The organism is Prescottella sp. D32 (assembly GCF_037287305.1).
Classification (GTDB): domain Bacteria; phylum Actinomycetota; class Actinomycetes; order Mycobacteriales; family Mycobacteriaceae; genus Prescottella; species Prescottella equi.
The window spans coordinates 399560-424002 of the sequence record NZ_JARBSW010000001.1 but is presented as its reverse complement, the minus strand read 5'-3'; the positions used below and the strand labels follow the sequence as shown (position 1 = coordinate 424002).

The following is a 24443-nucleotide window of genomic DNA, read 5'->3' as shown; positions in this document are numbered from 1 at the left end:
GCCGATGTCGGATATCGGGCGAATTCCCCGGATCAGCGCGTGATGCTGCGCAGCAGGTCGTTGAGGTGCGTGCACGTGTGCGGTCCACGGAAGCCGCGGCGCACGTCCGCCTCGACGTCCGTGATCGCGGTCCCGACCAGTCGTCCGGCGCTGGCCACGGCGCCCGGACAATCGAGCCACGGCAACACCCGAGGCGTCGCCGTCGCCTCCCGGACGACGCCCGTCGCGGCGTCGACGGCCGCCGTGAGTTCGTACTCGTGGATCACCGTCTCGACCCCGTCGGCGCGGACGTAGGTGTCTCGGAACATCGCGTCGAAACGCAGCTCGCCGTTCTCGGTCCACCGGTCGATCCTGCGACGACGTCGCATCGCGTGGATCCCCAGGGCGGGCGGTGTGCGCCCGAAGGCGTCGTCGAGGGGCGGTGCGACGGGTCCGTCCGCGACCGGACTGTGCCCGCGCACGGCGATCGTGGTGATGAGCGCGCCGCCGTCGACGTAGCCCGCGCACTGGTCGCCCACCGGAACGTAGCCGGTGCCACCCACGGCAGCGTGTGGATCCAGCGCGCGTTCGGCCGACACGGCGTGACCCGAGATCAACGTGCCCAGTGGCACGTCGTCGAGCAACTGGGCCAGCGGTGCACGCACGTCGGCGGCACCATCCGCGACCGCGGCGTCGACCCGCCCCCGGAACCCTGCGATCGCCGACGCCCCGACGAGAGTTGCGAGTTCCGGCACAGCGGGCGACGTGCGGATGCGGGTGAGGGTGCGACCGTCGTGATAGTCCACGACTGCCTCGAGGTCGGCCGCGTCCCGCACCGACTCCACGGCGCGCGCGTCGATCTCGAACTCCCACGCCCGCCCGCTCAATCGGAGCATGCCTCCGGCACCGTCCGGCCGCGACAGGTCGAGACGAGTGACCAGCCTTACCGAATTCGATCGAGCGACCGGCACATCGGCACGGGGCGCCCGCACGGCACCGTGCAGTGCGGGATCCGGAGCGGTCTCGGTCATGGGATCGACCGTGCCCCATGACGTACGCGGCGATCAAGTGCAGGTCTCATCGGGTGGAAGTAGAGGGTAGCCAATGTCCGGTGTGGCGCAATTTGCAATGATCGTGCGGAAGAGGTTTGTGGAGAGAAGTCTCGAAGCCCGCCGCGTCGCGGGAATCGTGCGAACCGGAGCCGGGGGGTGGTTTCCAATGAGAGAGCGCCGGCAGAACGGCATTACAGGTCCGATGCCGAGCCGCAGTTCGGCATGGGCTCCGGCCCGGAAGCGACTTCTCGCGCGCCTGGACCGGAACTCGCCGATCACGGTGATCCGCGCGCCGCGGGGCTTCGGCAAGATCAACCTCCTCGTGTCGTGGCTCGAGTCCGCCAGATCGGAATATCGTGCAGTGCTGTGGATTTCCGCCCCTGCGGAGACCACCACGTCGGAGGAGTTCTGGCGGTCCGCGATCGAGCGAATCCGTGCGGCGGGCATCATTGCGGGAGAGACCGATCCGTCGCCGGACAACACGTCGGCAGCAGAGCAGGTCCGGGAGTATCTCGCCCACTGCGGAGCGCCGGTACTGCTCGTACTCGTTCGTATCGATCTGGTGCACGACGTCCGTATCGAGGACGAGATCCTGCATCTTCTCGACCGGTGCCACAACGTCAACATCGTCGCCACCGCGTGCGACAGATCGCTGTTCGGGGACCCCGTCGTCATGGAGCCCACGCACGAGCTGATCCTGGCGCGCGACCTGCTCTACACCCGCGAGGACGCGGAGGAGCTGTTCGCTCACGCCGAAATATCGCTCGAGCCGGGCGAACTGGACTACATCCGCACTCGGACCGGAGGACTGCCGGCCCTGATGCGCATCGCGGTCGTCGTCACGAAGAATCTCCCCGACTCCCCGGAACGCCGGGAACTCCTCGCGCACCGCCTCGACAGCACGATCGCCCGATACGTGCAATCGACTGTGCTCGAACATCCTTCGATTGACGAAAGCCGCGACTTCGTCATCACCGTCGCCACCGCGCGCGTCATCACGGAGGAGATCGCTCGGCTGCTGACCGGCGCCGACGACACCGTGCGACGGCTCGAGATTCTCGAATCCGCCGGAATCGTCAACCATTGCGAGACAACGGTCGAGGACGCCTGGGAGTTCGCGCCGGCCGTCCGCGACTGCCTGCTCGCGGCACAGGCGCAGGTGGGCATCGACCGCGACGAGAGACTCACGGTCCTGGCGCGCCACGAGGTGCAGCGCGGGAACATCGCGTCGGGACTCGGGTACGCGGTCGAGGCGAAGGACTGGGACTTCGTGCTCGATCTGATCTCCGATCACTGGGTGAGACTGATCGACAGCCACTTCGGACTACTGCGGTCGACGCTGAGCGGCCTGCCGGAAGAACACCTCGACGCCCACCCCGCCATCAAGGCCGGACGCGACCTGTTCATCCTCCTGGGCGCCCAGCCGACCATCCCCGCCGACGCGCTGCCCAGCCGGCCCGCAGCGCTCGAGCAACTCGGCACCACCGAGAAGGCGCGCGACGCCCTCAGCGTGGGCTGCGTCCAGACCCTGATGCTCCGCCTCGGCGGTGAGCACGAACGCGCCGCGGAAATGACCCGCCGGCTCACCCATCTGGTCCGCGGCGCGCTCGACACCCGCCCGGACGACATCGCCGACCAGTTGCCGGTGATGCGCCTCCAGTGGGGAATCACGTACGAACTCGCCGGGGCATTCGCGGAATCGGCGGTGGAGCTGCGGCTCGCACACCGTGGCGCGTTGGCGCAGGGAGTCGACTTCGTGGCCCGCAACGCGGCGGGCAACTCCGCGATGAACTGGGCCGTGACCGGCGAACCGCGGCGCGCCGAGGAATGGATCGAGCTCGAGAACGCACATCCCGATCCCGACGGCTGGCTCGAGCCGATGGTCAAGGTGGGCGGACTCGTGGCCCGCACCCTGGTGGCACTCGACCGCCTCGACATCGCGGCCGCCGATCACTGGCTCGACGAACTGGGCGAGGCGTCCGAACGCGAGGAGCTGTGGCCTTTCGTCACTTTGGCCCACTGCCGGCACGCCCTCGCGACCGGACAGGCGTACGCCGGTATGGCCGTCCTGCAGCGCGCGATCGCGTCCCACGCCGCGAGGCTCCGCCCGGGATCGAAGGTCGCGTCGCTGACGTCGGCGCTCGAGATCGAACTCCGCCTGGCCCTCGGCGAGGGCAACCGCGCCCTGTCTATGCTCGCCGAACGCGAACTCACCGAGCCGATCCTGCTGATCCCCGCCGCGCGCGCTCACCTGCTCACCGGCAAGCCGGCGACCGCGCTCGCACTGTGCCGCAAATGCGACTGGTTCAGCTATCCGTTCACCCGCAGCCAGCTCGACGCCCTGCTGATCGAGACCGCTGCCCACCACGCGCTGGGCGAGCACGCCGCGGCCGCCCGGTCGTGGGCGCAAGCGACGGCGATCGCGGACCGGACCGGACTGCTCGGAATGCTCGCGACGGTCCCCCGGGCGCTGCTCGCCGACCTGGATGCGGCGGCACGGACCCCGTCGAAGGCCGTGGCCGCGCTGCTCGCGACCGACGCCCGCGAGGTGTACCCCGCGGCCGTCCACCACGTGGAACTCACCGAACGTGAGCGTGCGGTCCTCGCCGAACTCGCGCGCGGCCTGTCGACACTCGAGATCGCCCGCACGCTCTTCGTGTCGACCAACACGGTCAAGAGCCAGTTGCGGACGCTGTACCGGAAGATCGACGCGCACTCGCGCGACGAGGCCCTCGAGATCGCGTATCGGACCGGCCTGATCGACTGAGGCCGATCCGCCGCGCGGCGTGCCCCGGCCCTGATTCAATCGGGTATGCCTGACACCATCGGGCGTCCGACCGGATCCCGGGCGACGCTGATCCTGGCGACACTGTCGGCAGGACAGTTCCTGATGACACTCGACAGTTCGGTGATGAACGTGTCGATGGCGATGGTCGCGTCGGACCTCGGCACCACGATCACCGGGATCCAGACGGCGATCACGCTGTACACGCTCGTGATGGCGACACTGATGATCACCGGCGGGAAGATCGGCAGCATCATCGGTCGTCGGCGGGCGTTCGGCATCGGTCTCGTCGTCTACGGTGCGGGCTCGCTGACCACCGCCCTGGCCCCGAACCTGGGCGTGCTCCTGCTGGGGTGGTCGGTGCTCGAGGGTCTCGGTGCCGCCCTCATCATGCCCGCGATCGTCGCCCTCGTCGCGGCCAACTTCCCGCCCGAGAAGCGTTCGAGCGCCTACGGACTGATCGCCGCCTCGGGCGCCGTCGCGGTGGCCGCCGGTCCGCTGATAGGCGGCGCGGTCACCACGTTCGCGTCGTGGCGGTACGTGTTCGCCGGTGAAGTCGTCCTCGTGATCCTGATCCTGCCGGTGCTGCGCCGGATCGAGGACGCCCCGCCGGCGCGAGCCCGGCTCGACCTGGTCGGCTCGCTGCTGTCCGTCGCGGGCCTGGGCCTGGTCGTGTACGGCGTGCTGCGGGCCGGCGAATGGGGATGGCTGCGCAGCCGACCCGGCGGTCCCGAACTGCTGGGCCTGTCCCCGGTCGGCTGGCTCGTGCTGGCGGGCCTGCTGGTGATCTACGCCTTCACCCGCTGGGAGGCGCGCCTGACGCACCGCGGTGGCGAACCGTTGCTCGACACCCGGCTGCTCGCCAACCGGCAACTGTCCGGCGGACTGACGATGTTCTTCGCACAGTTCATGATTCAGGCCGGCGTGTTCTTCACCGTCCCACTGTTCCTGTCGGTCGTCCTCGAACTGACCGCGCTACAGACGGGCGTGCGCCTGCTCCCGCTGTCGGTCGCGCTGCTCCTGACCGCGGTCGGGATACCGCGGGTGTGGCCGCGCGCGAATCCGCGCCGCGTCGTGCGGGCGGGGCTCGCGTCGATGACCGTCGGCATCGGGATCCTGGCCGCGGGCATGGACCCCGGCGCCAACGCCGGGATCGTCGCGGTCCCGATGCTGCTGATGGGTCTCGGGCTCGGCGCGCTCGCGTCCCAACTCGGCGCGGTCACCGTCTCCGCGGTGCCCGACGCGCGCAGCGCCGAGGTGGGCGGCCTGCAGAACACCGCGACCAACCTCGGCGCTTCGCTCGGCACCGCGCTCATCGGTTCCGTGCTGATCGCGACATTGAGCGCCTCGATCGTCGCCGGAATCCAGGACGACCCCCGCGTACCCGACACCGTCCAGGAACAGGCCACCACGGAACTCGCCAGCGGCGTCCCGTTCCTCAGCGACACCCAACTGTCCGGGGCTCTCGATGCCGCCGGAGTGGATCGGACGGTCGCGGACGCGGTGGTGTCGGCCAACACCGACGCCCGCCTGCAGGCATTGCAGGCCGCACTCTGGGTCGCGGCGCTGCTGACGGTAGCGGCGCTCTTCGCCAGCGGACGCATCCCCCGGACGTCGGTCGGCGACGACGGCGGTCAGCCCTGAACCCTCGTGTCCCGTCCCGTCGCCCGTCCTGCCCGTCAGGTTCGGCGAATGTGCGGCGCCGGAACCCCGATCAGCAGGCGCCGGGCCGCGTCCCAGGCCTGGCGGACCACTGCGGCCACGGCCTCGGTCTCGGTGCCGAGCACCCGGAGCCACACCCCGCAGTCCTCCGGGAGGATGCTCACGCCCGCCTCGATGCCGTCCGTCGGGCCCTCGATCGCATCGTGCAACACGTCGGCGAGGGCACGGGCGTGCGCGAGCGGAGTGACCACGTACAGCGTGCCCATCACGTCGTGGTCGCCGAACACCGCAGGCCCGGTGACGCCGCCGTCCGACGGCTGCAGCCGGATCGTGTCGACCGCCAGTAGCACGCCGTCGGGTCGGACGACCTCGAGATCCGACGCGAACACGTCGTACTCGTGCTTCTCGTCCCGGGCCAGGCGTCCGGCGAGCACCGTCTCCCCGAGGATCACGGTGGCGGACGGATCGACGGTCACCGTGGTGCGCTGGTGCAGGCGCGCCCCACCGAACGGGATCAGCGGTTCGGGAAGATACTCGACGAAGGCGCCGGCACCCGCCCGCAACGTCACCGTCTGCGTCGCGTAGTCGGTGTCCATCCGCTGCACCTTCGTCGAGGCCTGCGTCGTCAGATGCACGGACGTGTCCGGGCCGCAGTCGATGTCGAGCCTCATACGATCGCCCTGGACCAGCCCGCCGCCGGTCGACATCAAATACACCACCGGCAGGTCGGGACGTTTCGGGTCGACGTACAAGGGCCGCATGATCTGCAGTGGCGGCTGCTGCCGGTGCTGCGACAGCTCGGTCCGGCCACCGATTCGGACGAATCCGAGCTCGAGGACGCCGTCCTTGCCGGGGCTGCCGGCAGGCAGCGTCTCGGGGGTTCCCGCGTAACCGGCCACGATCTCCGGGACGTCGCCGTTCCCGTCCCCGGTCACGGTTGCTTCCTGAACGTGTCGAGGAAGTCCGCGATGGCATCGAGCCCCTGTCCGGTCAGGCAGTTCGTCAACTGCACCGGACGACCGTCGCGGACCCGGTACGCGTCGGACTCCATGACGTCCACGTCGGTGCGGACGTACTGCGCGATGTCGATCTTGTTGATCACCAACAGATCCGACTCGGTGATGCCCGGCCCCCGCTTGCGTGGCATCTTCTCCCCCTCGGCGGTGTCGAGCACGAACAGGAACAGATCGACCAGCACCGGACTGAACGTCAGTGTCAGATTGTCGCCGCCGGACTCGTAGAGGAGTGTGTCGACGTCCGGAAACTGTTCCAGCAGTTCGGCGCCCGCGGCGAGGTTCATCGTCGGGTCGTCCCGCACGGCGGTGTGCGGACACGCTCCCGTCTCCACGCCCACGACGCGTGCCGGATCGAGGATCCCGTCGAGCGTGCGTCGGACGTGCTCGGCGTCCTCCTGTGTGTAGATGTCGTTGGTGATCACTGCCGGACGGCGCCCCCGTGCAGTCAGCACCGGGACGAGCGCCTCGATCAGTGCGGTCTTGCCCGAGCCCACCGGGCCACCGATCCCGACCCGCAGAACGTCGGTCATGTCTTCTCCTTCCTCTGGTGTCAGCTGACGAACAGGCGGGCGTCGGCCCGCTCGTGTCCCGCCGACATCACGTCGGCGACGGGAGTGCACCCGCCGAGGTCGTTCAGGTCGCGGCGCAGCGCGGCCGCGGTGACCTCCCCGATCACCGGGGCGGCGTCGGCGAGGATTCGTTGCGCTCGAATGTGATCGGTTAGCCGCAGCCGCAGCGCGGCACCCACCAGGCTGGCGGAGAACGCGAACAGATCACCGGCCACCGCCTGCGCGACATCCACCCCGCACGCCGCCGCGACCACCCCGGTGACCACCGGCTGTGTGCCGGGGGAACGCTTCGCGGCGACGTCCTCGCCGAACCGCTCGATCTCGGGACGGCCGAACGTCTCGCGCGCGACCGCGAGCATCTGGTGGCCGGTCCGGGTACAGGCGCGCCGCAACTCGCGGTTGAGCTTGGTGGCGTGCAGGCGTCGGTCCACTCGGTGCAGCGCCTCACGATCCCCGTCCCGAACAGCGTTGTGCGCGAGCGCCAGTGCCGTCGCGTCGGCGGGACCGACCGAATGCCGCAACAGATCCGCCAGCAGGTCCGGAAGCGTCGCCGGCGTCACCGACCCCGTCTGCGCGTAGCCCTCGAGGCCGTGCGAGAGCGTGTAGAACCCGGCGGGGAACGCCGAATCGGTGAGTTGCAGTGTCACGAGCAGAGCCGCCACGTCGGTCATGCCGGCCTCACACGATGTAGAACAGTTGGGTGAGCGGAAGGCGTTGCGCCGGAGCGATCGTGACAGTCTCACCGTCTGCGCGGACGTGGTAGGTGTCCGGATCGACGGTGATGTGCGGCGTCCCCGTGTTGCGCACCATGTCCTTCTTGCCGACCGAACGGCAGCCGCGCACCGCGACCACCGGGCTCTGCAGACCCAACCTCTCGGGCACACCGGCGTCGAGCGCCGCCTGCGATACGAACGTCAGCCGGGTCGCGCGCATCGCCGCACCCAGCGCACCGTACATCGGGCGGTACCGCACCGGCTGCGGCGTCGAGATCGAGCCGTTGGGGTCGCCCATGACCGACCAGCAGATCAGGCCGCCCTTGAGCACGAGACTCGGCTTGGCGCCGAACGAATGGACCGGCCACAGCACGATGTCGGCCAGCTTGCCGGGCTCGAGGGAACCCACGTGGTCGGCCACACCCGCCGCGAGCGCCGGATTGATCGTGGTCTTCGCGACGTACCGCAGGATCCGGTTGTTGTCGTTGCGCGACGAACCGTCCGGCGCGGTGTCCTCGGGCAGCGAACCCCGCTGATCCTTGCAGTGATGGGCGGTCTGGATCGCGCGCGTCCACGTCTCGCCCACCCGGCCCATCGCCTGCGAATCGGACGAGAAGATCGAGATGACGCCGTCGTCGTGGAGCACCGTCTCCGCTGCGATCGTCTCCGCCCGCACCCGCGAATCCGCGAACGAGACGTCCTCGGGGATGTCGTGCCGCAGGTGGTGGCACACCATCACCATGTCCAACAGTTCGTCGACCGAGTTCACGGTGTACGGCAGTGTCGGATTGGTCGACGCCGGAAGCACGTTCGGCTCACCGGCGATGCGCAGGATGTCCGGGGCGTGGCCGCCGCCCGCGCCCTCGGTGTGGAAGGTGTGGATGGTCCGGCCGTCGATCGCAGCGAGCGTGTCCTCGTAGAATCCCGACTCGTTGAGGGTGTCGGCGTGGATCGCCACCTGCACGTCCATGTCGTCGGCGATCCGCAGCGCGGCATCGATCGTCGCGGGCGTGGCGCCCCAGTCCTCGTGGATCTTGATCCCGCACAGTCCTGCTGCGACCTGCTCGGCCATCGCCTCCGGCAACGACGTCGCCTTCCCCAGCAATCCGACGTTCACCGGCAGCTCCTCGACGGCCTGCAACATCCGGCCGATGTGCCACGGGCCCGGTGTGCAGGTGGTGCCCTTGCTGCCGTCGGCAGGACCGGTGCCACCGCCGATCATCGTGGTGACGCCGTTGGTGAGCGCCTCCTCCACCTGCTGTGGCGCCAGGAAGTGGACGTGGGTGTCGACGGCGCCGGCGGTCGCCACCAGGTGCTCGCCCGAGATCACCTCGGTGCCGGGACCGATCACCAGTCCCGGGCTCACCCCGTCCTGCGTACGCGGGTTGCCTGCCTTGCCGATACCGACGATGCGCCCGGCGCGCACACCGAGGTCGCCCTTGACGACCCCGAGCACCCCGTCGAGCACCACCACGTTGGTGATCACCAGGTCGAGAGCCCCGGACGCGGCGGTCGCGGCGGGGTCCTGCGCCATGCCGTCGCGGACGGCTTTACCACCGCCGTACACGGCCTCGTCACCGAAGGCACCGGCGTTGCAGTCGCGTTCGACCTCGACCACGAGGTTCGTGTCTGCGAGCGTGAACCGGTCGCCGACGGACGGGCCGAACAGGTCGACATACGTGCGTCGCGGCAGAACGGCCGGCTCGGGCTCGCGGCGGTCCGCCGCGCAGTCGCCGTCCGAATCGTCGGCGGCGGAGAGGAATCCACGCTCGACCGCACGCCGGAACGCTCCGGAACGGATGTCCGGGTCGTCGAGCGGCGCTACGTGGTCACCACCGTCGTGGACCAGCCCGGCGAACCCAGCGAGCTCACGGGTGCCGCCGAACTCGCACAGCGTGACGGTGCGGGTGTCTCCCGGTTCGAACCGGACCGCCGTACCCGACGCGATGTCCAGGTGCATCCCGTACGCCGCCGCCCGGTCGAACCGAAGTGCGCGGTTGACCTCGAAGAAGTGGTAGTGCGAGCCCACCTGCACCGCGCGGTCGCCGATGTTCGACACGGTGACCACAACTCGCCGGCGCCCGACATTGAGGGGCACCGGTTCGTCGGCGTACAGGTACTTCGCTCCCTCCGTCATGTGGTGTCGTGTCCTTTCCTGCGGGTTCTACCCGCCGCTGCGAAAAACGAACGAAGAAGCCGACTCCCGGATACCCGGGAGTCGGTCAGAGGTGTTCGGTGGTATCTGTCTGTCTGTCTAGTGGCCGTGACCGTGGCCGTGGCTTCCGCCGGGACCGTGGCTGTGGGCGAAGCCGTGCCCGTGCTCTGCGCTCAGTCCGTCTGCGATTCCGTCGTGCCCGTGCGCCAGATCATGCAGGGCATCGGCCACCCGGGCCTCGACAAGCTCGCGCAACGCCGCGCCGGTCAGTAGTGGGCCGCCGTCGGCGACCCCGGACGGAAGCGCCGGCCCCGAGCCGAGCCACGCCGGCAGGACGGCGATCTGCCGGGCACCCAGTCGACGACATCGGTCGATACCGTCGTCGAGGTCGGGGTCCCCGCCCGACAGAGCCACCTCCACCAGCGCCGAGGGACCGAATTGCCGCACCAGCCGGGCGATTCGGAACAGCTCGGCGTCCTCGAACGGGGAGCCGGTCGGTGCGACGACCAACAGCGCGTCCGACGACGCGGCCGCGGCCCGGCCGCGCAACCAGCCGACCAGGTGGTCTGCCGTCCCCAGCGGGGACGACAGCACGAGGGGAGGCGAATTCGATTCCCTGCGTGCCCAACTCGAGGCTCGGGCTGCGTCGGCCACCAGACCGGAGTCCCGTCCCAGGGTCATCGGCACGACACATACCGGGTCGGTGGACGCCGCCCGCGCGGTGTCGATCGCGGCGGTGAGGGCGCGGCCACCTGCGACGACAGTCCAGTCGGGCGAGACGGTTTGCAGGTAGGCGGGGTCGGGACACTCGTGTCCGCACACGAGGATCACGTTCACGGCGGCCACGTGCTCATCCACCGATCGGGTCGTGACACGACACCAACTTGGTGCCGTCGACGAAGGTGGCCTCCACCTGCACGAGCTGGGTCATCTCACGCACGCCGGGCATGACATCGCTGCTGGTCAGCACCTGTCGACCCAGCTGCATGCACTCCGCGACGGTCCTGCCGTCACGAGCACCCTCCACGACCGCCTCGCTGATGAGCGCGACAGCCTCGCCGTGATTGAGTTGCAGCCCCCGGTCACGACGACGACGCGCGAGATCGGCAACGACGTGGATGTACAGCTTGTCCATTTCGCGCGGACTGAGGTTCATGGCGAGCACTGTCCGTTCTCATCCCGAGGGATGTCTCGTTGGTGGGTGCCGCGAACCAGGGGGAGCGAGCGGAACGATCCGTCGCGAGCGCGTGCAGCAGCTTCATTCCTGGAATCTGGCGGTGCCCAACATCTTACAGACTCGCGCCGAGCTATCAAGCTCGGCCCGTTCCGAGGGAAGAGCCTGCCGAGAGGGGTACCCGTCACCACCCTGCGTTCGGAATGTGGCCGTACCGAGTCGAATTCGACGATCCGACTTGCGCGGCACTGCTACCTTCTCATCTGAACAGCCGCACATATGTCGGTCTCGTTCCCCCTTCTCCACGTCCACCCTCGGGAGGATCATGAAACTCGTTCCAGCTCTTTCTCTTTTCTCACTCGTACCGATTGCCCTAATCGGATGCACCGCGCCGGCCTCGCCTCGGGCCGACGGCGGCACCGCACTCGTCCTCGCCGACGGCTACGAGCTGGGCAACTACAACCCCGTCGCCGGCTTCGGCGAGGCGGGCGAGGCCAAGGTGTACGACGGCTTGGTCCGGCTTTCCGGGGGCCGGGACTCCGGTATCCCGGCGCTCGAGCCCGCGCTCGCAGCCGAGATGCCGGTTCCCGACGCCGACGCGAAGGTGTGGACCGTCCGGATCCGCGACGGCGTCCGATTCACGGACGGCACGACGTTCGGACCCGAGGATGTCGTCGCCACCTACCGCGCGATTCTCGATCCCGCGTCGGCGTCGCCGCTGGCCACGTCGTACGACATGCTCGAGTCGGTGCAGGCCACCGGCCCCGACACCGTGGAGTTCCGGCTCGCCTATCCGTACTCGCCGTGGCCCACCAAGCTGCTGCTCGGGATCGCACCGTCCGAACGGCTGACCGGCGGCCTGGCCGAGCAGTCGCCGCTCAACAGCGCACCGGTGGGCACGGGCCCCTACCAACTGGTGTCGTTGCGGGCCGACCAGGCCGTGTACGCGGCCAACGAGGACTACTGGGACGGTGCCCCGCAGGTGAAGAGGCTCACCGTGGTGTACGTGCCGGACGACAATGCCCGTGCCCAGCGGATGGCGTCCGGCGAACTCGACGGCGCCAACCTTCCGCCGCTCCTGGCGAACACGTTCGCCGACCGCGACGGGTACGAGGTGGTCGCCAACACGTCCGCGGACTGGCGCGGCGTGACGCTGCCCGCCGACAACCCGGTCACCGCCGATCCGGCGATGCGCACGGCACTCAACCTCGCGGTGGACCGGGAGGCGATGGTCGAGAGCATCCTCGCCGGGCACGGACGGGCCGCGTCCACCCCGGTGCCGGAGGTGTACGGCGACGCCTACGAGCCGAGTGCCGTATTCCCGTTCGACCGCGTCCGGGCGGAGCAGATCCTGTCCGACGCAGGCTGGGTGCCGGGCCCCGACGGGGTGCGCGTCAGGGACGGGGCCCGCGCCGAGTTCACCGTCATGTACTTCCCGCAGGACACGCTGCGCCGGGACCTGTCGCAGGCGTTCGCCTCCGACGCATCGAAGATCGGGGTGCGGGTGAACGTCGAGGCCGTGGACCGCAGCGTCTTCCCCGACCAGCTCACCGCCAAGGCCGGGCTGCTCGGCGGGGGCGACCTTCCGTACGACCCGGACACCCAGCTGTACTCGACGCTGCACTCGTCGTACGCGCGGCCCGGTGTCGGCAGCGGCTACGACAACGCCTCGAACTACGTGAATTCGCGGATCGACCGTGCCCTCGACGACGCCCGCCGCAGCGTCGACGCGGCCGCGCGCGCCGTCGACTACCGCGCGGTGCAGACCGCGTACGTCGCCGATCCCGGTTACGTGATGCTGGTGTTCCTCGATCACACCTACGTGGTGCGCGACAGCGACTGGACCGGATCGGCGCCGATCCTCGAGCCGCACAGCCACGGCGTCGGCTGGGGACCGTGGTGGAACCTGCGGGAGTGGACCCGCCCGTGACCCCGACACCCGCCCGGATGGCATTGCGCCGGGCCGCCTTCGCGGTGCCACTGCTCGTCGTGGTGTCGGCGGCGCTGTTCGCGCTGGCGTCCCGCTCGCCGTTCGACCCTCTGGCCGGCTATCTCGGCGACCGCTACACGACCACCAGCGACGCCGACCGCGCCCGCCTCGCCGACGAACTCGGCCTGCACGATCCGTGGTGGGCTACGTACGGGCACTGGGTGCGCGGGCTGCTGTCCGGCGACCTCGGAGTCTCCCGCAGCTTCGGGCAGCCGGTTGCGACGGTGATCGGCGAGCGGCTGCCGTGGACCCTGCTGCTCACCTGCCTCGGGCTCGGCCTGGCGATCGTGGCGTCGTTCGTGCTCGGCGTGTGGTCCGGCGCGCGCCCGGGCGGCCCGGTGGACCGGCTGGTGACGCCGCTCGCCCCGGTCGTGCAGGCCACCCCGCCGTTCGTGCTCTCCCTCGGCGCGGTCGCGGTGTTCGCGCTCTCGCTGGGATGGCTGCCCGTCGCCGGTCTCACCGACGCCGGAACGGACCCGACGTTCGGCCAGGTGTCCGAGCACCTCGTGCTGCCGGTGACCGTGCTGGCGGTCTCGCAGGTGCCGTGGCTGGCGATGTCGGTGCGGCAGTCGGTGCGCGACGCCATCGGGTCGGACGCCGTCCGCGGCGCCCGGGCCCGCGGCATCCCCGAACGGACGATCCTGCTGCGGCACGTCGTCCCGGTGTCGCTGGGCCCGTTCGTGTCGGTGATCGGTCTGCGGCTGCCGGAGATCATCGTCGGCGCCGCGATCGTCGAGGAGGTGTTCTCGTGGCCCGGGATCGCCGGCGCCGTCGTCACCTCCGCGCGTGAACTCGACTTCCCGCTTCTCGCGGCGCTCACCGTCGGCACGACGCTCATCGTGCTGATCGGGTCGCTGCTCGCCGACGTCACGCTGGCACTGCTCGATCCGCGGGTGACCGCCGATGGGTAGGGCCCGCCCGGATCGCCGACTGCTGGTGTCCGCCGTCGTGCTGGCCGCGATCGTCGCGTACGCGCTGCTGGTGCCGTGGCTCGCAGGTGTGGACGACCGGCTCACGAACTTCGCCGATGCCCGACTGGCGCCCACTACCGACCACTGGTTCGGCACCGACAACGCGGGTCGCGACCTGTTCGTCCGGGTGGCGGCCGGCCTGCGGGTGTCACTGTTCATCGCCGCGGTGTGCGCGGCCGCCTCCACCGTACTGGGCGTCGGGATCGGTGTGGCTGCCGCAGCTTTCGGCGGCTGGACCGATCGGATCGTGATGCGGGCGGTCGACGGCGTCAACGCGCTCCCACACCTGTTGCTGGGGATCGTCATCGTGGCGCTGTTCCGGGGCAGCCTTCCGGCGATCATCGCGTCCATCGCGCTGACGCACTGGACGCAGGTGGCCCGCATCGCCCGCTCCGAAGTCCTCGGAGTCCGCGGCCGCGAGTACATCGACGCCGCACACCTCGCCGGCGCCGGACGGTGGCACGTGATGCGGCACCACCTCGCCCCGGCCGCCGCCGGCCAGGCCCTCATCGCCGTCGTGCTGCTCCTCCCCCATGCCATCTGGCACGAGACCACGCTGTCGTTCCTCGGGCTCGGCCTGCCGCCACACCAGCCTTCGCTGGGAACACTGCTGCAGGAGGCACGTTCGACGCTCCTGCTCGGCGGGTGGTGGACCCTGCTGTTCCCGTCGCTGCTGTTGGTCGCCGCGACCCTGGCCGTCGCCGGCATCGGAGCCGCGCTGCGCGACCGGATCAACCCACCGACCCTGGAGAGGACCCCCCGATGACCGCCGCCCTCACCATCGACGCGCTCACCGTCCGGATCCCGGTCGGATCGGGTGTGGTGCACGCCGCCACCGACGTCGACCTGACACTCGAGGCCGGGCGCGTGCACGCCCTCGTCGGCGAATCCGGTTGCGGCAAGTCGATCGTCGCGTCCGCGGCGTGCGGACTACTGCCGTCGAACGCCCGTGTGTCCGGTTCCGTCCGGCTGGCCTCCGCAAGCGACGACATCGAGATCGTGGGTGCCCCGGAACGGCTCCTGCAGAGCGTGCGTGGGCGCCGGATCGCCCTCGTCCCGCAGTCCGCGGCCGCGTACCTGACGCCCGTCCGCACCGTCGGAGCGCAGCTCGACGAAACGCTACGCCATCTCGGAAGTCGTTACGGTGTGGACGAACTCCTCGCCCGGTCCGGGCTCGATCCCGAGTGCCGAACGCTGTACCCGCACGAGTTGTCCGGCGGAATGGCCCAGCGGGCCGCGATCGCGTTCGCACTCGCCGGCGAGCCGGCGGTGATCGTCGCGGACGAGCCGACGTCGAGCCTCGATCCCGACCTCACCGAGCGGATTCTCACACTGCTCGACGGGTGCGCCGACGCCGGAGCCTCCGTTCTGCTGATCACGCACGACATCGCGGCCGCCCGGCGCCACGCCGACGCCGTGTCGGTGATGTATGCCGGACGGATACTCGAATCCGGTCCAGCCGCCGACGTTCTCGACGATCCCTGGCACGACTACACCAAGGACCTGATGGCCGCCCTCCCCGGCAACGGGTTGCGCCCCATGCCGGGCACGCCGCCCGAACTGACCGACCTGCCCGACGACTGCGTCTACCATCTGCGTCGCCCGGGCACCGCCTTCTCGGGCGGCCGGACCCAGCTCGTCCGGAGCGGCGCACGCGTGGTCCGCACCCGCGTCGGAGGTGGATCGTGAGCCTCATCGCCGAGCATCTGCGGGCCGGGCACCGACCGGACATCCCCGTCCTCGACGACGTCGGGATCGAGATTCCGCGCGGCCGCACCATCGGGCTCACCGGGCCTTCGGGCGCAGGGAAGACGACTCTGGCCCGGGTGTGCGCACTGCTGCATCGGCCCTGGTCGGGCCGGGTGAGCGTGGACGGCGTCGTCGTGTCCGGCGGCGCCGCGGCTCCGCCGGACACGCGGCGGGCGATCGCGATGCTGTTCCAGTCGCCGCGCCAGTCGACGTCGCCGCGGTTGACGCTCGAACGGATCGTCACCGAACCGCTACTGATCGCCCGGGTGCCGCGGCGCGAACGCTCGGACGTCGTGCACGCCGCGGCCGCACGGGTGGGGCTCACGGCCGACCTGCTGACCCGCCGTCCGCATCAGGTGAGCGACGGTCAACTGCAACGCGCTTGCCTTGCAAGGGCTCTGGTGCAGCGTCCGCGTTACCTGATCTGCGACGAGATGACCGCGATGCTCGATCCGGCGACCACCGCGGCCGTCGTCGCCGTGCTGCGGGAGGAGACGCGCGCCGGTCTGGGCGTCCTCGCCGTCAGCCACGACCACGAACTGTTGGGCGCGTGGGCCGACGATGTCGTCGAGCTGCCCGTCACCGCCGCCGCGCGTACTCCGTGACCGCCACCCCGGATTCGAACGAGCGGGTGTCGACCGCGTCGAACCGGCCGGGGCGGTACGTTCCGGGCGCGAACATCGGGATGCCGTTGCCGAACAGCACCGGATGACGCTTGACGACCAAACGGTCGATCTCGTCCACGAGCAGGGAGGCGAGTACGCCGCCGCCGCACAGCCAGATGTCGGCGCCGGGCTGCCCCTTGAGCTCCCGCACGAGTTCGACCGGGTCGGCGTCCGTCACGACGAGACTCTCGGCCTCGGCAGAGTTGTTGCGCGAGAACACGATCTGGCGCAGATGCCGGTACGGGCTCACCATCGCCGGCAGGCCCACCGCGTAGGTGTTCCACCCCATCAGAACGGTGTCGAACCCGGTGCGTGGTTGCTCGATGCCGAGGTGGGCGGCGCCGTCGGTGGGCAGCGCGTCGGCGAAGCGCGTCAGGTCGGCCATGTGGTCGCCCTCGAGGTCGAACGCATCGAACTGCCCGTCGGGGCCGGCGATGTAGCCGTCGAGACTGACGGCGACGTAGTACACGAGTTCACGCATTCCCACTCCAATCACTACATCTGTTGTGAATGGAAATGTACAACACATGTAGTGGTTCGGCTAGCATCTCGGTATGGTTCGCAACGATGAGCGGCGGCAGGTCCTCGCCGACGCAGGACTGGCAGTGCTGGCCGGCCAGGGCGCCCGGGGGCTCACCCACCGGGCAGTCGACCGTGCAGCCGAAGTCCCGCTGGGCACGACGTCGAACTACTTCCGCAGCCGGGACGCACTGGTCGCGGGCCTGGTGGAGAGGATCGGCGAACGACTGACGCCGGACGAGACGGTGCTGGCCGCGCTGTCCTCGCGGGAACCGAGTCGCGAACTGTTCGCCGACTACGTGCGCGACATCGTCCGGCGTCTCACCGAGAATCGCGAGGTGACGCTCGCCCTGTTCGAGCTCCGGCTCGAGAGCGCCCGCAACCCCGACGTGGCCGCGATGATGTCCGACTGGAGCCGAACGGCTTTCGAGGCGGACGTGGCCTTCAACACCGCTGCGGGGCTACCCGGCGGCGCCCACGAGGTCGCGCTGTTCCACTACGCCGTCGACGGACTCCTCCTCGACCGGTTGACGACACCGCTCGCGCCCGACACCTCCACCGACGAGATCGTCGACGCATTCGTGGCCGGGCTGCTCCCGTCGTAGCCGCGCGGAACCATCTGCAGCGCAGTCAGTTCCGACGCATCGTCCCGGTCTCCTCGAAGCGCTGGTGGAACGAGAGTGCCTCACCGAGCAGGTGCGGGGTGTGGCCGGACGACGGGGAGTGCTCGGCGCGATCGACGTAATCCAGCAGCATCCCCCGGAAGTCCGGGTGGGCACACTTGTCGATCACCACGCGGGAGCGCTTGCGGGGCGAGAGCCCCCGCAGATCCGCCAGCCCCTGCTCGGTGACGAGCACCTGGACGTCGTGCTCGGTGTGATCGACGTGCGGGACCATCGGCACGATCGACGAGATCGCGCCGCCCTTGGCCGTCGACGGACTCAGGAACATCGACAGGTAGCCGTTGCGGGCGAAGTCGCCGGAGCCGCCGATCCCGTTCATGATCCGGGTGCCCATCACGTGCGTCGAGTTCACGTTGCCGTAGATGTCGGCCTCGAGCATGCCGTTCATCGCGATGATCCCGAGGCGCCGGACGATCTCGGGATGGTTGCTGATCTCCTGGGGGCGCAACACGATGTGCTTGCGGTAGAAGTCGATGTTCGAGACCAGTTCGTCGATGCCGGCCTCCGACAGCGCCAGCGACGTGGCCGACGCGTACCGCACCGTGCCGTGCTTGATGAGGTGCAGCATGCCGTCCTGGATCACCTCGGAGAAGCAGGTGAGACCCTTGTGCGGACCGGCGTCGAGGCCTTGCAGCACCGCGTTCGCGACGTTGCCGATGCCCGACTGCAGCGGCAGGAGACCGTCTGCGGGCAGGCGCCCCTTCGACACCTCGTACTCGAAGAAGTCGAGCACGTGCGCGGCGATGGCCTGGCTGATCTCGTCGGGCGGGGTGAGCGGGCTGGCGCTGTCGCGCGCGTCGGTCTCGACGACCGCGACGACCTTGTTCGGATCCACCCTCAGCGTGGGCTGACCGATGCGGTCCTCGACCGCAGTGATCTGGATCGGCTTGCGGTACGGGGGCAGTGCGGTGCCGTAGTAGACGTCGTGGATGCCGGACATCGCCTCCGGGACCCACGAGTTGACCTCGAGGATGACCTTGTCGGCGACGTCGAGCCACGTCTTGTTGTTGCCGATCGACGCGGACGGGATCAGCTCACCGTTCTCGGTGACACCGGCGACCTCGACGACGGCCACGTCAACATTGCCGTAGTAGCCCTCCCACACCTGCTGCGCGACGTGCGACAGGTGGATGTCGACGTAGTCCATCCGCCCCGTGTTGATGCTGCGGCGCGCGGTGGGCTCGGACTGGTACGGCATGCGCAACGAGATCCCGTCGACCTCGGCGAGGAGACGTTCGGTGCCCGCGGACACCGATGCCCCCGTCAGGAGGTTGATGGTGAAGTTCGATCCGGCGCCCCGGACGGCGTGGATGCGGTCGGCCAGGGCCGGGATGATCGCCTTCGGCGTGCCGGCGCTCGCGAAACCACTGATCGCGACGGTGTCGTGCGGGTGGATGAACTCGACGGCCTGCGCGGCCGAAGTCACCTTGTTCCGGAACACCGAGCTGCGGATTCGCGTCGAGCCCAGGGCCGGGGTCGGCTGCGATCCGGATTCATCCACATGCGACGTCACAGTGACAAGGCTAACTCTCGACACGCCGGTGAAATGCCGGCCACGAACTCCCGAAATGCTCCTGACATGCGGTTTCGGCCCCTGGTCGCGTGTCGAGGGTCGCCGATCCGGCCATTTCGTGCGACGAGCGTGCAGAATGCCGCGACGAACAGCGTTCACCAGCTCAACCGAACACCCAGTTCGCAAGAACCATGTAAGTCGCGGTGCCGCCGACGATGCTGAGCAACGCGTGCGATCGCCACAGGTGCAGAGCGATCGTCACCGCCAGCGCCGCCGCAGCCGGCACGAGCGACGCGGGCGCGAAGGACACGCCCCGAAGCGTGTAGATCGCGAGGATCAGCATGATGCCCACCGGCATGTGCGCGCCGAGATAGTGGACGAGCGCGGACGAGCGCAGCGGGGCGATCACCGCGAACGGCACCGCGCGCAACAAGAACGTCACGCCCATGATCACGGCCAGGGCGGCGAGCAGGTAGGAGACGTCAGGCATCGACGGCCCCCCGGCGGCGCTGCCACAGGAACCGGGCGAGCAGCGCGACGACGAACAGGCTCATCGCGACCACGAGCATCTGGTCGCGCGCGACGACGAGCGCGACGAGTGCGCTGAGCAGCGCCAGGACGGGGGCCGGCACGTCCCGGCGGGCCCGGAACGCGTCCACCGCCAGCACCACGAACAGCGCGGTGAGCGCAAAGTCCAGGCCGTCGAGCTGCATCGGCAGGGCACTGCCGACGAGGGCGCCGGCCACGCCGCCCAGCACCCAGTAGAGCTGACAGAACACCTGGATGAGGATCACCCGGCGGCTGCTCAACGAGCGGGGATCCTTGGTCGCGGCCACGGCGTACGCCTCGTCGGTCAGCGCGTACATGCTGTACAGGCGCGCCGCCTTTCCCCGCACGCGGTGCAGGGGAAAGGACAACGCATAGAAGACGTGCCTGAAGTTGACGAGCAGCGTCGTCATCGCGATCGACGCGAGCGGTGTCACGGCGAGCACGAGACCGATCGCGAGGAACTCGAGCGAACCCGCATAGATGGTCAACGAGAAGATCGGCGCCCACCACCAGTGGAAGCCCGACTGCACCAGGAGCAGGCCGAACGCCAGACCGAGGGGGAACAGCCCGAACCCCACGGACACGGTGTCACGGGCGGCTGCCCGCAGGTCCGACCGGCGCGAGTCGCCGGACGAGACGCCTGGGCCCTGATCGGTAAACGCGCTGGTCACAGGGCAATAATAGTGCCCTCGACGAAGCAGTTGATTGCGAGATATTGCCTCTGGGGATCCGTCGGCGCAATATTCTGCTGTGGATGATCTGGATCGCGCAATATTGCGCGAGTTGCGCTCGAACGGACGCCTGACGAACGCCGAACTAGCTGAGCGGGTCGGCCTCACGCCGTCGCCGTGCCTGCGCCGGGTCCGGCGGCTCGAGGCCGACGGCGTCATCGTCGGCTATCAGGCGGTGGTCGACCCGGACGCCGTCGGACGCGGCTGCGAGGTGATCGTCAACGCCGAGATCGTTTCGCAGGACCGCAAGACCGTCGAGGCGTTCGAGTCCCAGGTGGGCGCGTTCGACGAGGTCGTGGAGTTCCGCCGCATGATCGGGCTCCCCGACTACTTCATCCGCGTCGCCGTCGCCGACCTCAACGCGTTCGAGGTATTCCTGCGAACCAAGCTGATGGAGCAGCCCGCGATCTCGAAGATCGAGTCGCACCTGACGATGAAGAAGCTCAAGGGCTAGCCGCCCGCTGCACGACCTCCACTGCCGCGGCGACGACCTCGTCGAGGTCCAGCCCGGCATCGACGGAAGCACCGACTTCACCGGGACCGAGCGGTTCGAGCGCCGCCAACTGGGACGCCAGCAAAGACGCCGGCATGAAGTGCCCGGTGCGGTGGGCGATACGGTGCGCGATCACCGCCGGCTCGGCCGTCAGATGCACGAAGACCACACCGATCACGCTGCGGCGCAGCACGTCGCGGTGGCTGCGTGCGAGGGCCGAACACGCGACCACACCTCCCGGGCCCGCGCTGCAACGCTCGCGCAACCATGCGCCGACCGCCTCCAGCCACGGTTGCCTGTCGGCGTCGTCGAGCGGCGTGCCACGAGCCATCTTGGCGACGTTCCTCACCGGGTGCAGGTCGTCGGCGTCGATCCACGGCAGGTCCAGTCGCTCCGCGAGACGGCGTGCGACCGCAGTCTTACCCACCCCCGAGACACCCATCACGACCACACACCGCCGCGCTTCGGGTCCTGACATGACCTCTCCCGCCGTACAGGGTCCGGGCCGAGGCCAATGGTAGGTCTGCCACAGAGTTTCACGCTCGCGCGCAAGTGCCACCGCAGAAGCGCCCGGGCCGTGGCGTCGGAGCCTACTTTCGGGGTCCCATGGCGGCGTATCGCTGAGATCGCTGACACAAAGCGACCGTGCGGACCGCCCGTGAGCGGTATCGGTCGATCGCGATATCGCCGGACGCTTCCGGCCACTGAGCGGAGCCTGTAGTCACAGTGACGTAATTCAGATGCACGGACTGCCCGTTGACCGTCCGACCTCGGCATACGGCCCTCCGAGCGTTCGTACTCGATGGTCCGTTCGATGGCCCACGGAGTTGCCTCCAAGGCCCGCCGAAGGCCGTCGAGCGGCCTGACCTGCAACTTCCCTCGGAACCGGTTGGTTCTTATCCCATCAAGGTAACGACAGCATCACGGTGGACGAGTCGATACCTCTTTGTTACTTTTCCGTGACGAAAGATCCGAGGTTGCCGTCCATCGGGACCGACCAGAGACCACAAATGAGGTACTCCCTGTGGCCGATAACCACAGCACACACAACGTCGTAGCCCCGACTTCCCCCGCCGCCCTCCGCAGCCGCGCCGCGAAGGCCACCGCCGTCGCCGTCACGACGGGCGCCCTGCTCGCAGGCAGTGTGCAGATCGGCGCCGCCACCGCGTCCGCCGCGCCCCTGCACCGGCCCGACGTCGCCGGGGTCCAGCTTCAACTGCCCGCCGGCCAGTTCCTCCCCGGCGTCGACATCCCGTCGCTCGTGGACGCCGTGCACGCCGGACCGGGTCAGTGGACGCCCACCACCGCCGCCTCGTGGAAGCCCGCACCCAAGCTCCAGGCCCCCGCCCCCGCCCCGGAACCGCAGTCCGTGCCGATTCCGGCTCCGATGCCCGAGCCGCTACCGGCCCCCGAGCCCGTCCCCGCGCCCGAGCCGCTGCCGGCACCCGAGGCCGCTCCGGCACCGATGCCGGCTCCCGTGGTCCCCCCGCCGCGTCCCGCCTTCGTCCAGCCGGTCGCGGGCTTCCTGACGTCGAGTTACGGACCACGCTGGGGAACCCACCACAACGGCATCGACATCGGCGCCAACCTCGGCACGCCGATCCTGTCGGCAGCCGACGGTGTCGTCATCGACGCCGGTCCGGCATCCGGGTTCGGACTGTGGGTGCGGGTCCAGCACACCGACGGCACCATCACCGTCTACGGCCACGTCGACACGTTCGTCGTGAACGTCGGGCAGCCCGTTCTCGCCGGTGAGCTGATCGCCACGGTGGGCAACCGAGGCCAGTCGACCGGCCCGCACCTGCACCTCGAGGTGTGGAATCCGGCCGGCTACCAGGTCGATCCGCTGATCTGGTTGCACGACAGCGGAGTCGCCGTCAACTGGTGACCTGGCGCCGGGTCACACCGGGTCGAGCTCGGCACGCAGCTCACGCTTGAGCAACTTGCCGCTCTGGTTGCGAGGCAACGTCGAGACGAAGCGAATTCGCTTGGGCACCTTGAACGGTGCGATGCGATCTCGGACGTGGTCCACGAGCACCTGCGCCGTGACCACGTCCGGGTCGGCGTCGTCGCGCAGCACGACGACGGCTGTCACGGCCTCGATCCACTTCTCGTCGGGCACACCGATCACCGCGACCTCGGCCACGCCGGGGTGCGTGTAGAGGGCGTCCTCCACCTCGCGGGAGGCCACCAGGATGCCACCGGTGTTGATCACGTCCTTGATCCGGTCGACCACGGTGATGTATCCCTGGGCGTCTCGGGTCACCAGGTCGCCGGAATGGAACCAGCCGTCCCGGAACGCCTCGGCCGTGGCCTCCGGATTGTCCCAATACCCTTGGCACAGTTGCGGAGAGCGATAGAGAATCTCACCCGGCTCGCCGTCGGGGACGTCGTCTCCGTTCGCGTCCACCACCCGAGTCTCGACGAAGTAGACCGCACGACCGCACGACGACGGCCGCGCTTCGTGCTCATCGGGGCCGAGCACCGTTGCGAGCGGCCCGATCTCGGACTGCCCGAAGCAGTTGTAGAAGCCGAGGTCCGGGTACCGCTCCCGGAGCCGGTTCAGGACCGTCACCGGCATGATCGACGCGCCGTACTGCGCCTTCCGCAGCGACGAGAGATCACGCCGCTCGAGGTCCGGGTGCGCCGCGAGCGGTACCCACACGGTCGGCGCGAGGAACAGCGAGCCGATCCGATCGGCCTCGATGCGGCGCAGGATCTCGGGGATGTCCGGCGTCTGCATCAGGTGCACGGTCGCCCCCACCGACAGGTACGGCAGCATGAACACGTGCATGCCCGCGGAGTGGTAGAGCGGCATACAGATCAGGGGGTTGTCGTCGGCGTTCAGCCCGAGGGCGATCACCGACGACACGTACTCGTGCACCAGTGCGCCGTGGGTCATCATGGCGCCCTTGGGCTTCGATGTCGTGCCGGAGGTGTAGAGCAGCTGCGCCAGGTCGCCGCCGGACACCCGGGCCGGCACCTGCGGGACGTCGCCGTCCCGGGTCCACTCGAGCAGCGAGTCGCCCTCGCCCCGAAGCGTGACCACGTGCTCGACACCGAGATCGGCGCGGACGGATTCGAGGCTCGACCGGAGCGCCGGGTCGACCAGTACGGCGCGGGACCCCGATTGCGCCAGCAGGTAGCGCAATTCGTCGCCGGTGAGGGCGTAGTTCACCGGCACGTGGACCAGGCCGGCGCGGGAGCAAGCCAGGAACCCGATGACGTAGGCGTCGGAGTTGACGCCGTACCCGGCCACGCGGTCGCCGGGGGCCAGTCCGAGCGCGAGCAGGCGCCCGGCGGCGCGGGTGACGGCGTCGTCCAGTTCGCGATACGTCCAGCTGCGGTCGTCGAAGGTCAGAGCAGTGTGTTCGGGCCGTCTCGCGGCGGACCGACGGAGCACTCCGTCGACGGTGTCGGTGCGCGGATCCTCACTCATGTGACGCAGGTTATAGGACGTCCAACTATTGCGTAA

23 protein-coding genes are annotated in these 24443 nt (G+C 69.4%); 10 read left to right on the top strand and 13 right to left on the bottom strand.

Translation table 11 applies throughout. From position 1 onward, the window contains the following. Positions 1-32: 32 nt before the first annotated feature. Positions 33-1010: a DUF2889 domain-containing protein gene (locus tag PSS76_RS01945; RefSeq protein WP_221296760.1), complete on the bottom strand. Its 978-nt coding sequence runs from the start codon at positions 1008-1010 to the stop codon at positions 33-35. Positions 1011-1233: 223 nt separating this feature from the next. On the opposite strand from PSS76_RS01945, the gene PSS76_RS01940 reads away from it, so the two are divergent. Both PSS76_RS01940 and PSS76_RS01935 read left to right on the top strand, forming a co-directional pair. Continuing rightward, on the top strand, positions 1234-3798 hold the full coding sequence (locus tag PSS76_RS01940) for a LuxR C-terminal-related transcriptional regulator (RefSeq protein ID WP_022598461.1): 2565 nt from the start codon (positions 1234-1236) through the stop codon (positions 3796-3798). 45 nt (positions 3799-3843) lie between these two features. Further along, the gene (locus tag PSS76_RS01935) at positions 3844-5460 is read left to right on the top strand and encodes an MFS transporter (protein ID WP_005516898.1); all 1617 of its coding nucleotides are present in this window, start codon (positions 3844-3846) and stop codon (positions 5458-5460) included. Between the two features lie 35 nt (positions 5461-5495). On the opposite strand, the gene PSS76_RS01930 is transcribed toward PSS76_RS01935, so the two are convergent. From PSS76_RS01930 to PSS76_RS01905, 6 genes are all read right to left on the bottom strand, one after another. Continuing rightward, on the bottom strand, positions 5496-6413 hold the full coding sequence (locus PSS76_RS01930; protein ID WP_084979765.1) for an urease accessory protein UreD: 918 nt from the start codon (positions 6411-6413) through the stop codon (positions 5496-5498). Then, positions 6410-7024: an urease accessory protein UreG gene (gene ureG, locus PSS76_RS01925; RefSeq protein WP_005516895.1), complete on the bottom strand. Its 615-nt coding sequence runs from the start codon at positions 7022-7024 to the stop codon at positions 6410-6412. The genes PSS76_RS01930 and ureG overlap by 4 nt, the downstream gene beginning before the upstream one ends. A gap of 20 nt (positions 7025-7044) precedes the next feature. Further along, a complete protein-coding gene (locus PSS76_RS01920) occupies positions 7045-7734 on the bottom strand; it encodes an urease accessory protein UreF (RefSeq protein WP_064059431.1) in 690 nt (229 codons plus the stop codon). A 7-nt stretch (positions 7735-7741) separates the two neighbouring features. Further along, the gene (gene ureC / locus PSS76_RS01915; protein ID WP_337455794.1) at positions 7742-9913 is read right to left on the bottom strand and encodes an urease subunit alpha; all 2172 of its coding nucleotides are present in this window, start codon (positions 9911-9913) and stop codon (positions 7742-7744) included. Between the two features lie 117 nt (positions 9914-10030). After that, positions 10031-10777: a sirohydrochlorin chelatase gene (locus PSS76_RS01910; RefSeq protein WP_013417556.1), complete on the bottom strand. Its 747-nt coding sequence runs from the start codon at positions 10775-10777 to the stop codon at positions 10031-10033. A gap of 4 nt (positions 10778-10781) precedes the next feature. Then, positions 10782-11087, bottom strand: a complete 306-nt coding sequence (locus tag PSS76_RS01905) for an urease subunit gamma (protein ID WP_022598468.1) — start codon at positions 11085-11087, stop codon at positions 10782-10784. A gap of 343 nt (positions 11088-11430) precedes the next feature. Between PSS76_RS01905 and PSS76_RS01900 the strand changes: the two genes are divergently transcribed. From PSS76_RS01900 to PSS76_RS01880, 5 genes are read left to right on the top strand one after another with little or no spacing between them, the layout of a single operon-like run. Beyond that, a complete protein-coding gene (locus tag PSS76_RS01900) occupies positions 11431-13035 on the top strand; it encodes an ABC transporter substrate-binding protein (RefSeq protein ID WP_221278302.1) in 1605 nt (534 codons plus the stop codon). A gap of 17 nt (positions 13036-13052) precedes the next feature. After that, the gene (locus tag PSS76_RS01895; protein ID WP_013417559.1) at positions 13053-14006 is read left to right on the top strand and encodes an ABC transporter permease; all 954 of its coding nucleotides are present in this window, start codon (positions 13053-13055) and stop codon (positions 14004-14006) included. Beyond that, positions 13999-14832, top strand: a complete 834-nt coding sequence (locus tag PSS76_RS01890) for an ABC transporter permease (protein WP_013417560.1) — start codon at positions 13999-14001, stop codon at positions 14830-14832. The genes PSS76_RS01895 and PSS76_RS01890 overlap by 8 nt, the downstream gene beginning before the upstream one ends. After that, complete coding sequence (locus tag PSS76_RS01885) at positions 14829-15755, top strand: ABC transporter ATP-binding protein (RefSeq protein ID WP_064079306.1); 927 nt, start codon at positions 14829-14831, stop codon at positions 15753-15755. Before PSS76_RS01890 ends, PSS76_RS01885 begins: the two co-directional genes overlap by 4 nt. Then, positions 15752-16420: an ABC transporter ATP-binding protein gene (locus PSS76_RS01880; protein WP_064059435.1), complete on the top strand. Its 669-nt coding sequence runs from the start codon at positions 15752-15754 to the stop codon at positions 16418-16420. Before PSS76_RS01885 ends, PSS76_RS01880 begins: the two co-directional genes overlap by 4 nt. Here the strand turns inward: PSS76_RS01880 and PSS76_RS01875 are convergent. After that, complete coding sequence (locus PSS76_RS01875; RefSeq protein WP_005516885.1) at positions 16395-16961, bottom strand: dihydrofolate reductase family protein; 567 nt, start codon at positions 16959-16961, stop codon at positions 16395-16397. The genes PSS76_RS01880 and PSS76_RS01875 overlap by 26 nt on opposite strands. Before the next feature lie 73 nt (positions 16962-17034). On the opposite strand from PSS76_RS01875, the gene PSS76_RS01870 reads away from it, so the two are divergent. Then, positions 17035-17604 (top strand): TetR/AcrR family transcriptional regulator, encoded by a 570-nt coding sequence (locus PSS76_RS01870; RefSeq protein ID WP_005516884.1) that lies wholly within the window; start codon positions 17035-17037, stop codon positions 17602-17604. Between the two features lie 25 nt (positions 17605-17629). Here the strand turns inward: PSS76_RS01870 and scpC are convergent, their stop codons facing one another. The 3 genes from scpC to PSS76_RS01855 all read right to left on the bottom strand — a co-directional run bounded on the left by scpC (position 17630) and on the right by PSS76_RS01855 (position 20415). After that, positions 17630-19150 (bottom strand): succinyl-CoA:acetate CoA-transferase ScpC, encoded by a 1521-nt coding sequence (gene scpC, locus PSS76_RS01865; protein ID WP_236721726.1) that lies wholly within the window; start codon positions 19148-19150, stop codon positions 17630-17632. Between the two features lie 208 nt (positions 19151-19358). Beyond that, the gene (locus PSS76_RS01860; protein WP_005516881.1) at positions 19359-19685 is read right to left on the bottom strand and encodes a branched-chain amino acid transport AzlD family protein; all 327 of its coding nucleotides are present in this window, start codon (positions 19683-19685) and stop codon (positions 19359-19361) included. After that, positions 19678-20415, bottom strand: coding sequence for an AzlC family ABC transporter permease (locus PSS76_RS01855; protein WP_005516879.1), 738 nt, complete (start codon positions 20413-20415; stop codon positions 19678-19680). Before PSS76_RS01855 ends, PSS76_RS01860 begins: the two co-directional genes overlap by 8 nt. Positions 20416-20494: 79 nt before the next feature. On the opposite strand from PSS76_RS01855, the gene PSS76_RS01850 reads away from it, so the two are divergent. Continuing rightward, complete coding sequence (locus PSS76_RS01850) at positions 20495-20929, top strand: Lrp/AsnC family transcriptional regulator (protein ID WP_005516878.1); 435 nt, start codon at positions 20495-20497, stop codon at positions 20927-20929. On the opposite strand, the gene PSS76_RS01845 is transcribed toward PSS76_RS01850, so the two are convergent. Then, positions 20919-21446: a gluconokinase gene (locus PSS76_RS01845; protein ID WP_201791951.1), complete on the bottom strand. Its 528-nt coding sequence runs from the start codon at positions 21444-21446 to the stop codon at positions 20919-20921. The two genes, PSS76_RS01850 and PSS76_RS01845, sit on opposite strands and share 11 nt — an antisense overlap. Before the next feature lie 546 nt (positions 21447-21992). Here PSS76_RS01845 and PSS76_RS01840 point away from each other — a divergent pair. After that, the gene (locus PSS76_RS01840; protein WP_084986136.1) at positions 21993-22856 is read left to right on the top strand and encodes a M23 family metallopeptidase; all 864 of its coding nucleotides are present in this window, start codon (positions 21993-21995) and stop codon (positions 22854-22856) included. Between the two features lie 12 nt (positions 22857-22868). Here PSS76_RS01840 and PSS76_RS01835 read toward each other — a convergent pair whose 3' ends face one another. Further along, positions 22869-24407 carry an acyl-CoA synthetase gene (locus PSS76_RS01835; RefSeq protein WP_005516873.1) on the bottom strand — a complete coding sequence of 513 codons (1539 nt, stop codon included), beginning with the start codon at positions 24405-24407 and terminating at the stop codon, positions 22869-22871. Positions 24408-24443: the final 36 nt, after the last annotated feature.

Excerpts from the sequence above, each read along its gene's own strand:
- PSS76_RS01860 (WP_005516881.1), bottom strand. The coding sequence starts at position 19,685 with ATGCCTGACGTCTCCTACCTGCTCGCCGCCCTGGCCGTGATCATGGGC.
- PSS76_RS01845 (WP_201791951.1), bottom strand. The coding sequence starts at position 21,446 with ATGTCAGGACCCGAAGCGCGGCGGTGTGTGGTCGTGATGGGTGTCTCG.
- PSS76_RS01945 (WP_221296760.1), bottom strand. The coding sequence starts at position 1,010 with ATGACCGAGACCGCTCCGGATCCCGCACTGCACGGTGCCGTGCGGGCG.
- PSS76_RS01885 (WP_064079306.1), top strand. The coding sequence starts at position 14,829 with ATGACCGCCGCCCTCACCATCGACGCGCTCACCGTCCGGATCCCGGTC.
- PSS76_RS01940 (WP_022598461.1), top strand. The coding sequence starts at position 1,234 with ATGCCGAGCCGCAGTTCGGCATGGGCTCCGGCCCGGAAGCGACTTCTC.
- PSS76_RS01870 (WP_005516884.1), top strand. The coding sequence starts at position 17,035 with ATGGTTCGCAACGATGAGCGGCGGCAGGTCCTCGCCGACGCAGGACTG.
- PSS76_RS01920 (WP_064059431.1), bottom strand. The coding sequence starts at position 7,734 with ATGACCGACGTGGCGGCTCTGCTCGTGACACTGCAACTCACCGATTCG.
- ureG (WP_005516895.1), bottom strand. The coding sequence starts at position 7,024 with ATGACCGACGTTCTGCGGGTCGGGATCGGTGGCCCGGTGGGCTCGGGC.
- PSS76_RS01900 (WP_221278302.1), top strand. The coding sequence starts at position 11,431 with ATGAAACTCGTTCCAGCTCTTTCTCTTTTCTCACTCGTACCGATTGCC.
- ureC (WP_337455794.1), bottom strand. The coding sequence starts at position 9,913 with ATGACGGAGGGAGCGAAGTACCTGTACGCCGACGAACCGGTGCCCCTC.
- PSS76_RS01935 (WP_005516898.1), top strand. The coding sequence starts at position 3,844 with ATGCCTGACACCATCGGGCGTCCGACCGGATCCCGGGCGACGCTGATC.
- PSS76_RS01875 (WP_005516885.1), bottom strand. The coding sequence starts at position 16,961 with ATGCGTGAACTCGTGTACTACGTCGCCGTCAGTCTCGACGGCTACATC.
- PSS76_RS01905 (WP_022598468.1), bottom strand. The coding sequence starts at position 11,087 with ATGAACCTCAGTCCGCGCGAAATGGACAAGCTGTACATCCACGTCGTT.
- PSS76_RS01890 (WP_013417560.1), top strand. The coding sequence starts at position 13,999 with ATGGGTAGGGCCCGCCCGGATCGCCGACTGCTGGTGTCCGCCGTCGTG.
- PSS76_RS01895 (WP_013417559.1), top strand. The coding sequence starts at position 13,053 with ATGGCATTGCGCCGGGCCGCCTTCGCGGTGCCACTGCTCGTCGTGGTG.
- PSS76_RS01835 (WP_005516873.1), bottom strand. The coding sequence starts at position 24,407 with ATGAGTGAGGATCCGCGCACCGACACCGTCGACGGAGTGCTCCGTCGG.